The organism is Streptomyces sp. BE20, assembly GCF_036322525.1.
Lineage (GTDB): Bacteria > Actinomycetota > Actinomycetes > Streptomycetales > Streptomycetaceae > Kitasatospora.
Genome location: NZ_JAQYWW010001061.1, coordinates 103,900 through 117,334 on the forward strand (window position 1 = coordinate 103,900; position 13,435 = coordinate 117,334).

The window sequence follows — 13,435 nt, forward strand, 5'->3', positions numbered from 1 at the left end:
GATGAAGAAGCCCGCGTTCAAGAAGAAGTCCGACCCGCAGACCGAGGGGGCCGCCGGGCAGTCCGGCGCCGCTCCGAAGGGCTCCGGCGCGGCGAGGACCACCCAGTCGCTGCTGGCCGCCGCCGTGGTGCTGGCGGCGGTGTTCGGGATCGCCTCGCTCCGCCCGCCGGCGACCCCGGCCGCGACCACCGCCACCGCCGCCTCGGCGCAGGTCGAGCGGACCTCGGTGGTCTGCCCGCAGCCGATCCAGGGCCTCACCGGCTCCACCGCGTTCACCGCCTACACCCCGCCGGGTGCCGGTGCGCCCGCCGCCGGCGGGGCCGGCTGGATCTCCGAGGCGGCCGCGCCCGCCGCCGCCCCGCCGTCTGCGGCCCCGGCCACCCCGGCCCCGGCCGCGACCGGTGCGCCGGCGACCGCCGCGCCCGCCGTCGACAAGAACGCCGCGCCCGCCGACGCCCGGCTCACCCTGGCCAAGCCGGGCACCCCGGTGACCGCCCCGGCCTCCAACGGCGACACCGCCCCGGGCGCCGGAGCCGTCGCCACCGGGGCACTCGCCCCCGGCTTCACCGTCACCCAGACCACCACCGTCACCGAGCAGCGCGGCCTCGGCCTCTCCGGTCTCACCTGCACACCGGCGGGCACCGGCTTCTGGTTCGCCGGCGCCTCCACGGCCGGGGACCGCACCGACTACGTCAGCCTGGTCAACGCCGAGTCCACCGCCGCCGTGGTCGACCTCAAGCTCTACGGCGACAAGGGCCTGATCGAGAACGACGCCGCCAACGGCATCACCGTCGCCCCCGGCAGCTCGCAGTCGGTGCTGCTGCCCACGATCAGCAGGGGCCAGGTCGCCGACCTGGTCGTCCAGGTGGTCGCCCGCACCGGCCGGGTCGGCGCCGCCCTGCACGCCGCCGACGGCGCCAAGGGAGCCGACTGGGTGCCGGCCTCCGCCGATCCGGCGCCCACCCAGGTGCTCCCCGGGCTTCCCGCCGACACCTCGGCCGCCCGGCTGGTGGTGTGGGCCCCGCCGGAGGACGACGCGGACCTGAAGATCCAACTCTCCGGCAAGAACGGCTGGTTCACCCCGGCCGGCAACGAGTCCGTCCACGTCAAGGCCGGCACGGTGGTCGCCGTCGACCTCGGCAAGGTCACCCGGGACGAGGTGGCGGGCCTGCGCCTGTCGCCCACCGACGACAAGCACCCCACCAAGGTGGTGGCGGGCCTGCGGATCGACCGCGCCGCGGCCAACGGCAAGTCCGACGCGGCCTGGCTGAGCGGCACCGTGCCGGTCGGCGCCCGCGCCACCGTGGCCGACAACCGCGGCGGCGGCGCCTCCACGCTCTTCCTCACCTCCACCGGCGAGGCCGCCACCGTCCGGGTCACCGCCTCGGCGGGCACCGGCGGCGGCACGCCCGCCACCAAGGACGTCGAGCTGCCGGCCGGCGGCACGGTCGCCCTCCCGGCACCCGAGCCCACCGGACTGAACGGCTCCTACGCGCTCACCGTGGAGACCGTCACCGGCGGTCCGGTCACCGCCGCCCGGATGCTCGCGATCACCACCAAGGACGTGCCGATGTTCACCATCCAGGCACTCCGCGACGACCGCAGCAGCGTGCAGGTCCCGAAGGCCGCCCAGGACCCGGGCGTGGTCCTGCGCTGAGCGCGGACCGACGGACCCGACGACGGCGGCGGGGGCGGTACCCGGTTTCGGGTACCGCCCCCGCCGCCGTCGGGCCGGTGACCGTCAGTCCTCGTCGTAGCGCGGGTCGATGGCGTCCGGCGAGAGGCCCAGCAGCTCGGCGACCTGCTCGATCAGGATCTCGTGCACCAGCGCCGCGCGGTCCTCCCGCGACTTCGCCCGGATCTCCACCGGCCGCCGGTACACCACGATCTGACTCTTCCGCCCCTGCCGGCCCGGTGAGACCCGGCCCAACGGCACCCCGCCGTCGGGATCGGCCGTGCCGTCAGGCTCGTGCAGCGGCACCTCCTGGACGGCGAACTCGACTTCGATCAACTGCGGCCAACGCCGTTCGAGCCGCTCCACCGATTCGCGCACGTAGTCGTCGAACAACTCGGAGCGCGTGAGCGAGATCGGTACCTGCGGAGGCGCCAGCGGGCCGCGCAGCCCCCTGCCGTGCCGGTCACGGTGCCGGGGGCGGCGCGAGGGACCCGTCGATGACTGCGGTGCGGAGCTGTCCATATCACTGCCGAGGGTAGTCCTTGGGCGGTCGGAAGTGGACCACCCCCGCACCTAATCGCCAGGGGCGGCGGGTGCACGCACGGGCGCGCGGCCGCGACACGGGACGCCCTCCGGGCAGGCGGTCTTCGCTCCCCGGCGGGGAGTGCTGTACCGTCCACCCTCGTGAGCTCTGTACGTCGTTGTTCGCGGACCGCGTGCGGCCGGCCGGCCGTCGCAACGCTGACGTACGTCTACGCGGACTCCACCGCCGTCCTGGGCCCGCTCGCCACCTACGCCGAGCCGCACTGCTACGACCTGTGCGCCCAGCACGCCGAGCGCCTCACCGCCCCGCGCGGCTGGGAGGTGGTCCGGCTCGTCGCCGAGGCCGGCCCGCTCCGCCGCAGCAGTGACGACCTCGAAGCGCTCGCCAACGCCGTCCGCGAGGCCGCCCGCCCGCAGCCCCCCCGTCAGGGCCGCGGCCCCGAGGGCGAATCCACCGAGGCCGGCCGCCGCGGCCACCTCCGGGTGCTCCGCTCGCCCGACAACTGACACCCGGTCCCCACCCCCCGGGCACCACCCGCCTCGCACGAACGCCTCCACCGGCCCCGGTACGCTGCCCCATGACCGGGTACCGGCCGCTGCCGAGCCCGGACGTATCGTGACCATGGGCGACCAGCCCGTCGACCGACCCGTCGATCAGACGGAGAACCAGGGTGGAGCCGCAGTGCGCGACCTCAAGCAGCTCGTGAAGGCGTACGACGTCCGAGGCGTCGTCCCGGACCAGTGGGACGAGAGCCTCTCCCGCGCCTTCGGCGCCGCGTTCGTGCAGGTCACCGGGGCGACCGCGATCGTGGTCGGCCACGACATGCGGCCCTCGTCCCCGTCGCTCAGCCTGGCCTTCGCCGAGGGCGCCGCCGCCTACGGCGCGGACGTCGTCCGGATCGGCCTCTGCTCGACCGACCAGCTGTACTACGCCAGCGGCTCGCTCGACCTGCCCGGCGCGATGTTCACCGCCAGCCACAACCCGGCCGAGTACAACGGCATCAAGCTCTGCCGTGCCGGCGCCGCCCCGGTCGGCCAGGACACCGGGCTCTCCGAGATCCGCGAGCTGGTCGAGTCCTGGACCGCCGCCGACGACACCGTCACCGTGCCGGTCCGGGACGTCGAGCCCGGCTCCCTCTCCGAGCAGGACACCCTGCGCGGCTACGCCGACCACCTGCTCGGTCTGGTCGACCTCACCACCGTCCGCCCGCTCAAGGTCGCCGTCGACGCGGGCAACGGCATGGGCGGGCACACCGTCCCGACCGTCTTCGACGGTCTGCCGATCGACCTCGTCCCGATGTACTTCGAGCTCGACGGCACCTTCCCCAACCACGAGGCCAACCCGCTCGACCCGAAGAACCTGGTCGACCTCCAGGCCAAGGTCCGCGAGGTCGGCGCCGACCTCGGCCTCGCCTTCGACGGCGACGCCGACCGCTGCTTCGTCGTCGACGAGCGCGGCGAGCCGGTCTCCCCGTCCGCCATCACCGCGCTGGTCGCCGTCCGCGAGATCGCCCGCGCCCGGGCCGCCGGCGAGGACGAGCCGACCGTCATCCACAACCTGATCACCTCCTGGACCGTCCCCGAGGTGGTCCGCGAGCTCGGCGGCAAGCCGGTCCGTACCCGGGTCGGCCACTCCTTCATCAAGCAGGAGATGGCCGTCACCGACGCGGTCTTCGGCGGCGAGCACTCCGCGCACTACTACTTCCGCGACTTCTGGCGCGCCGACACCGGCATGCTCGCCGCGCTGCACGTGCTGGCCGCCCTCGGCGGACAGGACCGCACCCTCTCCGAGCTCACCGCCGAGTACGACCGGTACGCGGCCTCCGGCGAGATCAACAGCACCGTCGCCGACCAGGCCGACCGGACCGCCGCCGTCCGCGCCGCCTACGCCGGCCCGGAGGACGTCACCGTCGACGAGCTGGACGGCCTGACCGTCACCGGCCCCGACTGGTGGTTCAACCTGCGCGCCTCCAACACCGAGCCGCTGCTGCGCCTGAACGTCGAGGCGAAGGACCCGGCGAGGATGGCCGAGCTGCGCGACGGCGTCCTCGCGCTCGTCCGCGCCTGACGCACACCCGTCGTGCCCCGGCCGGTAGGGTTTCCTCTCGGCCGGGGCACCGCCGTGCCACCCCTCTGAACTGGAGCCCGAACCCCATGAAGCTCGAAGCCTTCCTGCTGGAGATCCTGGTCTGCCCGCAGTGCCGGTCCGCGCTCACCGAGGGCGGCACCGAGGAGCAGCCGGAGCTGGTCTGCGCCGGCGAGGGCTGCGGCCTGGCCTACCCGGTCCGGGACGGCATTCCGGTCCTGCTGGTGGACGAGGCCCGCCGCCCCGCGTGATCCTTGGGTCGGGCGCCACCGGGCCCGACCCGCACCCCGCAGTACCGGCATACCCGCCGTACCGGCCTTGCTCGCAGTCTCCGCAGTACCGGCAGTACCGGCAGTACCGGCAGTGCCCGCGGTGGCACTCCGCCGCACCACCCCGCCGCACACCCCTCAGCCAGCAGCCCTCAGCGCCCAGCCAGCAGCCGGAGGCCCGCCGCATGCTCGACGACACCCTGCTCGACGACCCGGCCGCCCTCCGGCGCGCCGACCACGACCGCGCCCTGCTGGCCCTGGCCGGTTCCGGCGCCCGGGTCCGCACCGCGCTGCGGCTCGCCGAAGCCGCAGGCATCGACCGGCTCCGCCCCGACGGCCGCCCGCGTGCCGTCCTGGTCGCCGGCCACGGCAGCGCGCTGACCGCCGCCGAGATGCTGGCGGCCCTGGCCGGGACCGCGAGCCTGGTCTCCCCGCTGCCGCCCACGGACGCCGCGCCCGTCCCGCGCACCGACCGGGCCACCGCGCCGCCCGTCTTCACGGCCGGCCTGGCCTGGCAGCTCCCCGGCTGGGCCGGGCCGCTCGACCTGCTGGTGGTGAGCTCCGCCGACGGCGGCGAACAGGGCCTGGTCGCCCTCGCCGAGCAGGCCTACGCGCGCGGCTGCGCGATCGTGGTCGTCGCGCCCGAGGGCAGTCCGCTCGCCGGGGCCGCGCTCCAGGTCCGCGCCCTGCCGCTGCCCTTCGTGCCGTCCGCCCTGTCGTCCGACTCCCCTGACGACGGCACCCCGCCCGCGGCCGCGTACGCCGCCGAGCCCGACCTGCCCGCCGAGGACCCGGCCGCGCTCTGGTCCCACCTCACGCCGCTGCTCGCGCTCTGCCAGAAGCTCGGCGTCACCCAACTGCCGTACGACGCGCTGGCGGCCACCGCGGACCTGCTGGACGAGAGCGCCGTCCGCTGCCGCCCGGACGCCGCCGCGTACACCAACCCGGCCAAGGGGCTGGCCGCCCGGCTGGCCGGGACGGTACCGCTGCTGTGGGCCGAGGGCCCGGTGGCCGGGGCGGCCGCCGGCCGGTTCGCCGCCCAGCTCGCCGACCGGGCCGGCCGCCCTGCCCTCGCCGGCCCGCTGCCGCAGGTGCTCACCGCGCACCGCGGCATGTTCACCGGCCAGCTCGGCGCCGGGGCCGACCCGGACGACTTCTTCCGCGACCGGGTGGAGGAGCCGGACCCGCTGCACCTCCAGGTCCTGCTGCTGCGGCACATCCCCGGCGACCAGCCGTCCGCGGCTCCGGCCGGGCCCGGCGAGCCGGACGACGGCCCGACCGAGGTACCGGCCGACGACGAGGGCCCGCGCAGCTTCGGCGCCACCCGGGCGCACCGGCTCGCCGCCGCCCACGATGTCCGGCTCACCGAGTACGCCAGCCGCCGGGCCGACCCGCTGCACGCGCTGGCCGACCTGGTCGCGCTCACCGACTTCGCCGCCGTCTACCTCGGGCTCGCGGCACAGTCCTGAACGCGTCCGGCCCGGCCCGGTACCGTATGCGCTCGACAACGACTGGGCGCGGGCTGCGTGGGCGGCCCCCGACGGAGGGACCACCCCGAGCATGAGCACCGAAGGCGGTACCAAGGCACTCGTCGCGGCATTGTCCGCGAACCTGGGCATTGCGGTGAGCAAGTTCGTCGCCTTCGCGTTCTCGGGCTCCTCGTCGATGCTCGCGGAGGGCGTCCACTCGGTCGCGGACTCCGGCAACCAGGTGCTGCTGCTGGTCGGCGGCAAGCGCTCGAAGCGGATCGCCACCCCCGAGCACCCGTTCGGCTACGGGCGGGAGCGGTACATCTACGCGTTCCTGGTCTCGATCGTGCTGTTCAGCGTCGGCGGCATGTTCGCGATCTACGAGGGCTACGAGAAGATCGCCCACCCGCACGAGCTGGACAACTGGTACTGGCCGGTCGGCGTGCTGGTCCTCGCGATCGGCCTGGAGGCCTGGTCCTTCTACACCGCGTACCGCGAGGCCGTGAAGGACAAGGGCAAGCACGGCTGGACCGCCTACATCCGCCGGGCCAAGGCCCCCGAGCTGCCGGTCGTGCTGCTGGAGGACACCGGTGCGCTGATCGGCCTGGTGCTGGCGCTGTTCGGCGTGAGTCTGACCGTGATCACCGGCGACGCCGTCTGGGACGGCATCGGCACGCTCTCGATCGGCGTGCTGCTGATCGCCATCGCGATCGTGCTGGCACTGGAGACCCGGTCGCTGCTGATCGGCGAGTCCGCCCACCCCGAGGTCGTGGCCGAGATCCGCGACGCGCTGGTCGACCACGACTCCGTCACCCGCGTGATCCACATGCGCACGCTGCACCTCGGCCCCGAGGAGCTGCTCGTCGCCGCCAAGATCGCCGTCCCCGCCGACGTCACCGCCGCCGAGGTGGCCCAGGCCATCGACGCCGCCGAGGCGCGGGTCCGCCGGGCCGTGAAGATCGCGCGGGTGATCTACCTGGAGCCGGACATCTTCAGCGCCGAGAAGGAGGCCGAGGGCGACGACCCGAACGCCACGCCCGGCGGGCCGGTGCCGGACGCCGCGCACTGACCGCCGCGTACCGGCCACCGCGCAGCGCCGCGGGGCCGGACCGGGCGGCACACGTGCGGGGCTCGTACGGGGCGTGCACAGGACGTGCGCGCCGCAGGGGGCGAGGCCGAAAAACGGTCGTACCGGGCCGCCGTCCGGGGCCTGCGGTGTAGATTCGTCCTCAGAGCCAGAACGTCGCTGCTGATGGCGGTCGATCGGCGGCCCGTGTCCGCACGGGCACGCGCCGGTCGAGGGACAGAGGTCCTCCGACGGTTTGTGCGAACAGCGGGGCACCGGTCCCTCCCGGACCGGTACCGTCCCGGCGTCGCCGCCCACCTGTGCGGCCCGCCGCGCTGTGACGCACCCCGAGGACCTTGGCCATGCCCCACCCCATCAGCGAGGAGCAGACGCATGTCGACCGACATCACCGGTGACTTCAAGGTCGCCGACCTTTCCCTGGCGCCGTTCGGCCGCAAGGAGATCCAGCTGGCCGAGCACGAGATGCCCGGCCTGATGACGATCCGCGCCGAGTACGCCGCGGCCCAGCCGCTGGCCGGGGCCCGGATCACCGGCTCGCTGCACATGACCGTGCAGACCGCCGTCCTGATCGAGACCCTCACCGCGCTCGGTGCCGAGGTCCGCTGGTGCTCCTGCAACATCTTCTCCACCCAGGACCACGCCGCCGCCGCCATCGCGGTCGGCCCGGAGGGCACCCCGGAGAACCCGCAGGGCGTGCCGGTCTTCGCCTGGAAGGGCGAGACGCTGGACGAGTACTGGTGGTGCACCGAGCAGGCGCTCACCTGGCCGAACGGCCAGACCCCGAACATGATCCTCGACGACGGCGGCGACGCCACCCTGCTGATCCACAAGGGCGTCGAGTTCGAGAAGGCGGGCGTCGCGCCGGACCCGTCCACCGCGGACAACGACGAGTTCCGGATCATCCTGGAGCTGCTCAACCGCACGCTCAAGGACACCCCGAACAAGTGGACCGAGGTCGCCGCCACCATCAAGGGCGTCACCGAGGAGACCACCACCGGTGTCCACCGCCTGTACGAGATGCACCGTGACGGCAACCTGCTCTTCCCGGCCATCAACGTCAACGACTCGGTCACCAAGTCGAAGTTCGACAACAAGTACGGCTGCCGCCACTCGCTGATCGACGGCATCAACCGCGCCACCGACGTCCTGATCGGCGGCAAGGTCGCCCTCGTCGCCGGCTACGGCGACGTGGGCAAGGGCTGCGCCGAGTCGCTGCGCGGCCAGGGCGCCCGGGTCATCGTCACCGAGATCGACCCGATCTGCGCGCTCCAGGCGGCGATGGACGGCTACCAGGTCACCACCCTGGAAGAGGTCGTCGAGACCGCCGACATCTTCATCACCACGACCGGCAACAAGGACATCATCATGGCCTCCCACATGGCCCGGATGAAGCACCAGGCCATCGTCGGCAACATCGGTCACTTCGACAACGAGATCGACATGGCCGGCCTCGCGAAGCTCCCGGGCGTCGTGAAGACCGAGGTCAAGCCGCAGGTCCACGAGTGGCGCAAGGCCGACGGCCGCACCATCATCGTCCTCTCCGAGGGCCGCCTGCTGAACCTGGGCAACGCGACCGGCCACCCGTCGTTCGTGATGTCCAACTCCTTCGCCAACCAGACGATCGCCCAGATCGAGCTGTTCACGAAGACCGAGCAGTACCCGATCGGCGTCTACGTGCTGCCGAAGCACCTGGACGAGAAGGTCGCCCGCCTGCACCTCGACGCGCTGGGCGTGAAGCTGACCACCCTCAGCAAGGACCAGGCCGACTACATCGGCGTCTCCGTCGACGGCCCGTACAAGGCGGACCAGTACCGCTACTGATCCGCCTGACGGCACACGCCGGTGGCCGGCACCCCCGAGCGGGGGTGCCGGCCACCGGCGTTCCGGTGCTCAGCGGCGCAGGACGTCAGTGGTCCGGGTACACCCGGCGGGCGTAGCCGTCCAGGTTCTCCACCTCGCCGATCCGAGGCCAGTGCACGTAGAGCTCGGTGACGGCGGCGCCGGTCGGCAGCCGTCCACCCCCTTGATGCGGCACCGGAACGGGAGGCTGCATGCCGGGCGCCGGTGATCGCGGACGTAGGCTTTCGGGCATGCCCAACGGCCGGTACTCGCTCCACGACACCCACGACCACGTGCTGCTCGGTGAGGAGCGCTTCAGCTGCGCGCCCGGCCCGGCCGGCTGGCGGTACGTCTCCAAGACCTACGCGCCGGACGGACACGTCCTCGGCACGGTGGACCTGACACTGGACGCGCGGGCCCGGCCGCTGCGGATGGAACTGCGCGCGGGCGGCTGGCAGGTGCGGGGCGGTGCAGTCGACGGGGTCGCCTGGGTACGGGCGGACGCCGCCGACCCGGCAGGCGAGCAGGCGGCCGAGGGCCACGACCGGGCGCACGGCTTCGCCGGACGCTCACCGGGGTTCCTGGTCGCCACCGCCCGGCTGCTGCGCCTGCGGGAGGGGGCGAGCGCGCGGGTACGGCTGGTCGCGTTCACCGAGCCGGTGCTGGCTCCGCGCACCTTCGACCAGGGGTGGCTGCTGGAGGGCGCGGACACGCACGAGACCGACTCGGGGCCGCTGCTGGTCGAGCGGTACCAGGTGGCGGACCTGGAGACGGGGGAGCAGCAGGTCGTGCACCTCGCCGGGGACGTGGTGCTCGCCGCAGGCGGGATCGAGCTGGAAGAACTGGAGTCCCCGCCGAACGCGTGGCCGGCCGCGTTCGGGTACGGCGAGGGCCTGGGCGGCTGAGAGGGCGTTCCGTGACCTCGTGTCGGCGCCCCGGACGTGAACCGGCGACGGCCCCTTGCCCGCCCAGGCCCCCGGTTCGCCCTGCCGGCACCGCCGGCCGGTGCCGCGCCGGGTAGCCGGTCAGATCGGTGGAAGAGCCGTTGAACCGACGACGACCGCCTGCAAGGCTGGGGCCATGGGCTCCCCGAGGTTCAGCGCGCCACCACCGAATCCCGAACCTCCGGCCGTCGACGCCTTCCTCTCCGCCGTCGACAGCGCGATGAACAGCAACACCCTGCTGCTCACCGCGGATTGCGACGCACCCGTGACGGCCGGGAACTGCCGGGCCGTCCTGCACGCCTTCCTGCGCAGTGCCCTGTTCGAGCGACTGATGCGCGCCGCCGACGCACGCCGCAACTGGTACGTCCTGGCGGACGCGTACGACAGCGAGCCTTTCGAGCGCCCGCTCCTGCGCGAGGGATTCCGCGCCGCGGTGAGCCCGCTCGACCACGCCGGCTTCCTGGCGCGGCTGCGCTGGATGCTCTGCGAGGCGTACAGCCCCTACGGCCACCACTACCCGGCGGCGGACGCCGAGCGACTGGTGTGCGACTTCGCCCGGGAACTGCTCGGTGAGGACGGCCCGGCGTGGTCCTTCGCCGCTGTCAGCCCGGACTTCCTGCGCCCCACCGGCTACCACAGCGGCGAGGAGCCGCTGTGGCCGGTCTACTTCGACGGCTGCGAATCCGACACCGCCACGTTCGTCCACCGCGGCCGCAGCTTCCACCTGCTGCTGACGAACGGGTCGCCCTGAGGCGCCGTACACGAGCCGGTGTCCGGCACGAACCCGAGCCGACCACGTCCGTGATCGACGACCTCGCCTCGCGCACGACGCGACGAGACCGCGCCGATCCGGCGAGGGCATCCAGGGACGCACGGGCAACGCGCCTGCTTCAAGACCCTCCGGGACCGGAGCCGGCCAGGGAACGACTCAGGCCGGCGGGGCGAAGCCGGTACCGGGCGCGGGCTTCGGAGCGGGCTCCGGTGCCGGCGGTGCGGTGGGTGCGGCGGGAGCCGTCGGGTGCGGGTGAGGGTACGGCGGCTGGTGCTGTTGTCCCTGCGCCGCGCGCGCCTGCGCCGGGTACTGCGCCTGGTGGCGGGCCTGCTGGAAGGCGTGCCCCTGGGCCCGCTCCCACTCACGGCGCTGGCGCTCGGTCAGGACCGCACCGAGGTACGCCGCCGGATGCACGCCGTAGGGGACCGGATGACCGGTGCGGGCGGTCACGTCGTCCGCCAGCCTGACCGACATCTGGTGGGCCACCGCCGGGTCGAGCTCGCCGATCCGCCCGAGCAGCTGGCGGACGGCCAGCCAGAGCGGCTCGGGCACGGCGGAGAGGTCGAGCGCGACCAGCTCGCCGCCGATCGCCTGCAACAGCTGCGGGTGGACCGGCGGCAGCGCCGTGGCGGTGCCGCCGCCACCGGGCACGCGCTCGCGGACCACCAGTGTCCCCGCGAACACGTCGCCCAGCCGCTTGCCCTCCGTGGACACCATCGAGCAGATCACGGCAGGGACGCCGAACAGCACGACGATCTCCAGGAAGCCGACCAGCCCGCGCACCAGCGCGTGCCGGAACCGCACCGGCCCGCCGTCACTGCGCACCACCCGGAGCCCGAGGGCGGCCTTCCCCAGCGAACGTCCGCGGGTCAGTGTCTCGATCATGACCGGCAGGGCCACCAGGAAGAAGACCATCAGCCCGAGCGTGACCGCCGCGACCGCCGCACCGTCGATGTCGACGAGCGTCAGGCTCAGCACCAGGGACGCCGCCACCAGGCCGGCGATCTGCAGGGTGAGGTCCAGCGCGATCGCCAGTGCCCGGCTCGGAAGCTTCGCCGCACGCAGGCCGAGGACGACCGCCTCGCCCGTCACCAGGTCGCTCAAGGCACCCGTCCGTTCCCGTCGGTGGTTCGTGGTCCGTGATCCGTGATCCGCGGGGAGAGGAATCCGATGGATCGCCCCCACGATCCCGTGATCTGCAGTCGTCAACATACGGGGCCCCGGACCCGGTCGGGAAGGGAGGTCCCGGACGCCCGCGCGCACCCGTGCCCTGGCATGCTGGGCCCACCTGTCCGACCAAGCCCGCCCGCGCGCCCCGCGCCGACCCTGGAGTCGCCGAATGGACCTGGACGTCTTCGTCGCCACCCACCAGGGGGAGTGGGCCCGGCTGGACGCCCTTTCCAGGAGGCGCCGTCTCACCGGGGAGGAGGCCGACGAACTGGTCTCCCTCTACCAGCGCGCCACCGGGCACCTCGCCAAGGTCCAGGCCGCCGCGCCCGACCCCACACTGGAGGGCAGGCTCACCAGTCTGGTCTCGCGGGCGCGCGACTCGGTCACGGGCAGCCGGACCAGCGGCTGGCGGGACGTCGTGCGCTACTACACGGTGAGCTTCCCGGCCGCGCTCTACCGCTCGCGCCGCTGGTGGCTGCCGGTCGCGATCCTCTCCCTCCTCGCGACCGCGCTCGTAGCCTGGTGGGTCGCCGGACACCCGGAGGTCCGGAACAGCCTGGCGACCCCGGACCAGATCCGGGAGATGACCAGGCCCGGCGGCGACTACGAGGCCTACTACTCGGACCGTCCGGCCGGCTCGTTCGCGGCGCAGGTCTGGACGAACAACGCCTGGATCGCGGTGCAGTGCCTGCTCTACGGGGTCGTGCTCGGGATCCCGGTGGTGATGGTGCTCTGGAGCAACGTCCTCAATCTCGGTCTGGGCGTCGGACTGATGGCGTCCGCCGGCAGGCTCGACATTTTCCTCGGCCTGCTCATCCCGCACGGCCTGCTGGAACTGACCGCGGTCTTCGTCGCCGGAGGCTTGGGGCTGCGCCTCGGCTGGACGATCGTCGACCCCGGCCCACGTACCCGCGCGACCGCTCTGGCCGAACAGGGGCGGTCCATCATCGGCATGGCCGTCGGCCTCACGACCGTCCTGGCCGTCTCCGGTGTCCTGGAAGCCTTCGTCACGCCGTCCGGCCTGCCCACCTGGGCGCGGATCACGATCGGCGCGCTGGCGGAGGTGGCGTTCCTTCTCTATGCCCTGGTCCTGGGTCGAAAGGCCGCGGCGACCGGAGAGACCGGCGATCTGGAGGCGACCGACCGGGCGGACCTCCAGCCGGTCGCTGCGTGAGTCGATGTGATCACCAGGCCCCTGACCTGCTACTCTTCTCGCATCTCAGCCAAACCATTGACGTGGCGCGGGTGGGCTAGTAGGTTTGAACGGTTGGGAGCGACTGGACAGCAGTCGGGCACAGGCGTTAGTGTCTACGACACCGCCGAGTCGAGGTGAGCGCGTTTTATGAATGCGCACCCTCTCCGACGAGGTAAATCCCGGAACTGAGCACACCGAAAGCTTTGATAAGCTTCGGAGCGAAGTCGAAGGAAATCCCCCAGCGGGAATCGGATGAATGAAACTCCGGAAAACGGAGCGGAAAACGTCTGGTAAGCTGGAAACACGAAAGAACGAAGCGCCCGGAGGGCCGGTGTGAAAGCCGCCTGAAGGAAGTGTCCGTTCCTTGAGAACTCAACAGCGTGCCA

The 13,435-nt window shown here is 73.1% G+C and carries 13 protein-coding genes; 10 read left to right on the forward strand and 3 right to left on the reverse strand.

Translation table 11 applies throughout. The features are described 5' to 3' along the window. Position 1: 1 nt before the first annotated feature. Entirely contained in the window at positions 2-1,657 is a 1,656-nt protein-coding gene (locus PUR61_RS30765) for a DUF5719 family protein (RefSeq protein ID WP_329882774.1), read from the forward strand. Positions 1,658-1,741: 84 nt separating this feature from the next. Here the strand turns inward: PUR61_RS30765 and PUR61_RS30770 are convergent, their stop codons facing one another. Continuing rightward, on the reverse strand, positions 1,742-2,197 hold the full coding sequence (locus tag PUR61_RS30770) for a metallopeptidase family protein (protein WP_329882775.1): 456 nt from the start codon (positions 2,195-2,197) through the stop codon (positions 1,742-1,744). Positions 2,198-2,359: 162 nt separating this feature from the next. Here PUR61_RS30770 and PUR61_RS30775 point away from each other — a divergent pair, with 162 nt between their 5' ends. From PUR61_RS30775 to ahcY, 6 genes are all read left to right on the forward strand, one after another. Further along, entirely contained in the window at positions 2,360-2,725 is a 366-nt protein-coding gene (locus tag PUR61_RS30775; RefSeq protein ID WP_329882776.1) for a DUF3499 domain-containing protein, read from the forward strand. Positions 2,726-2,840: 115 nt separating this feature from the next. Next, positions 2,841-4,286, forward strand: a complete 1,446-nt coding sequence (locus PUR61_RS30780; protein ID WP_329882777.1) for a phosphomannomutase/phosphoglucomutase — start codon at positions 2,841-2,843, stop codon at positions 4,284-4,286. Between the two features lie 86 nt (positions 4,287-4,372). Continuing rightward, on the forward strand, positions 4,373-4,555 hold the full coding sequence (locus PUR61_RS30785) for a Trm112 family protein (protein ID WP_329882778.1): 183 nt from the start codon (positions 4,373-4,375) through the stop codon (positions 4,553-4,555). Positions 4,556-4,758: 203 nt separating this feature from the next. Further along, on the forward strand, positions 4,759-6,042 hold the full coding sequence (locus PUR61_RS30790) for an SIS domain-containing protein (RefSeq protein ID WP_329882779.1): 1,284 nt from the start codon (positions 4,759-4,761) through the stop codon (positions 6,040-6,042). 91 nt (positions 6,043-6,133) lie between these two features. Continuing rightward, entirely contained in the window at positions 6,134-7,111 is a 978-nt protein-coding gene (locus PUR61_RS30795) for a cation diffusion facilitator family transporter (RefSeq protein WP_329882780.1), read from the forward strand. 390 nt (positions 7,112-7,501) lie between these two features. Next, on the forward strand, positions 7,502-8,950 hold the full coding sequence (gene ahcY / locus PUR61_RS30800; RefSeq protein ID WP_329882781.1) for an adenosylhomocysteinase: 1,449 nt from the start codon (positions 7,502-7,504) through the stop codon (positions 8,948-8,950). Between the two features lie 85 nt (positions 8,951-9,035). On the opposite strand, the gene PUR61_RS30805 is transcribed toward ahcY, so the two are convergent. Then, positions 9,036-9,164, reverse strand: coding sequence for a hypothetical protein (locus PUR61_RS30805; protein ID WP_329882783.1), 129 nt, complete (start codon positions 9,162-9,164; stop codon positions 9,036-9,038). A 55-nt stretch (positions 9,165-9,219) separates the two neighbouring features. Between PUR61_RS30805 and PUR61_RS30810 the strand changes: the two genes are divergently transcribed. Together PUR61_RS30810 and PUR61_RS30815 are read left to right on the forward strand one after the other, a co-directional pair. After that, complete coding sequence (locus PUR61_RS30810; protein ID WP_329882784.1) at positions 9,220-9,873, forward strand: hypothetical protein; 654 nt, start codon at positions 9,220-9,222, stop codon at positions 9,871-9,873. A gap of 175 nt (positions 9,874-10,048) precedes the next feature. Next, entirely contained in the window at positions 10,049-10,663 is a 615-nt protein-coding gene (locus PUR61_RS30815; protein ID WP_329882785.1) for a hypothetical protein, read from the forward strand. 177 nt (positions 10,664-10,840) lie between these two features. On the opposite strand, the gene PUR61_RS30820 is transcribed toward PUR61_RS30815, so the two are convergent. After that, positions 10,841-11,788: an RDD family protein gene (locus tag PUR61_RS30820; RefSeq protein ID WP_329882786.1), complete on the reverse strand. Its 948-nt coding sequence runs from the start codon at positions 11,786-11,788 to the stop codon at positions 10,841-10,843. 235 nt (positions 11,789-12,023) lie between these two features. Here PUR61_RS30820 and PUR61_RS30825 point away from each other — a divergent pair, with 235 nt between their 5' ends. Further along, complete coding sequence (locus tag PUR61_RS30825; protein ID WP_329882787.1) at positions 12,024-13,028, forward strand: stage II sporulation protein M; 1,005 nt, start codon at positions 12,024-12,026, stop codon at positions 13,026-13,028. The last annotated feature ends 407 nt before the right edge of the window (positions 13,029-13,435 follow it).

Coding starts and splice junctions, on each gene's coding strand:
- PUR61_RS30765 (WP_329882774.1), top strand. CDS start 2: ATGAAGAAGCCCGCGTTCAAGAAGAAGTCCGACCCGCAGACCGAGGGG.
- PUR61_RS30770 (WP_329882775.1), bottom strand. CDS start 2,197: ATGGACAGCTCCGCACCGCAGTCATCGACGGGTCCCTCGCGCCGCCCC.
- PUR61_RS30780 (WP_329882777.1), top strand. CDS start 2,841: ATGGGCGACCAGCCCGTCGACCGACCCGTCGATCAGACGGAGAACCAG.
- PUR61_RS30785 (WP_329882778.1), top strand. CDS start 4,373: ATGAAGCTCGAAGCCTTCCTGCTGGAGATCCTGGTCTGCCCGCAGTGC.
- PUR61_RS30790 (WP_329882779.1), top strand. CDS start 4,759: ATGCTCGACGACACCCTGCTCGACGACCCGGCCGCCCTCCGGCGCGCC.
- PUR61_RS30795 (WP_329882780.1), top strand. CDS start 6,134: ATGAGCACCGAAGGCGGTACCAAGGCACTCGTCGCGGCATTGTCCGCG.
- ahcY (WP_329882781.1), top strand. CDS start 7,502: ATGTCGACCGACATCACCGGTGACTTCAAGGTCGCCGACCTTTCCCTG.
- PUR61_RS30810 (WP_329882784.1), top strand. CDS start 9,220: ATGCCCAACGGCCGGTACTCGCTCCACGACACCCACGACCACGTGCTG.
- PUR61_RS30815 (WP_329882785.1), top strand. CDS start 10,049: ATGGGCTCCCCGAGGTTCAGCGCGCCACCACCGAATCCCGAACCTCCG.
- PUR61_RS30825 (WP_329882787.1), top strand. CDS start 12,024: ATGGACCTGGACGTCTTCGTCGCCACCCACCAGGGGGAGTGGGCCCGG.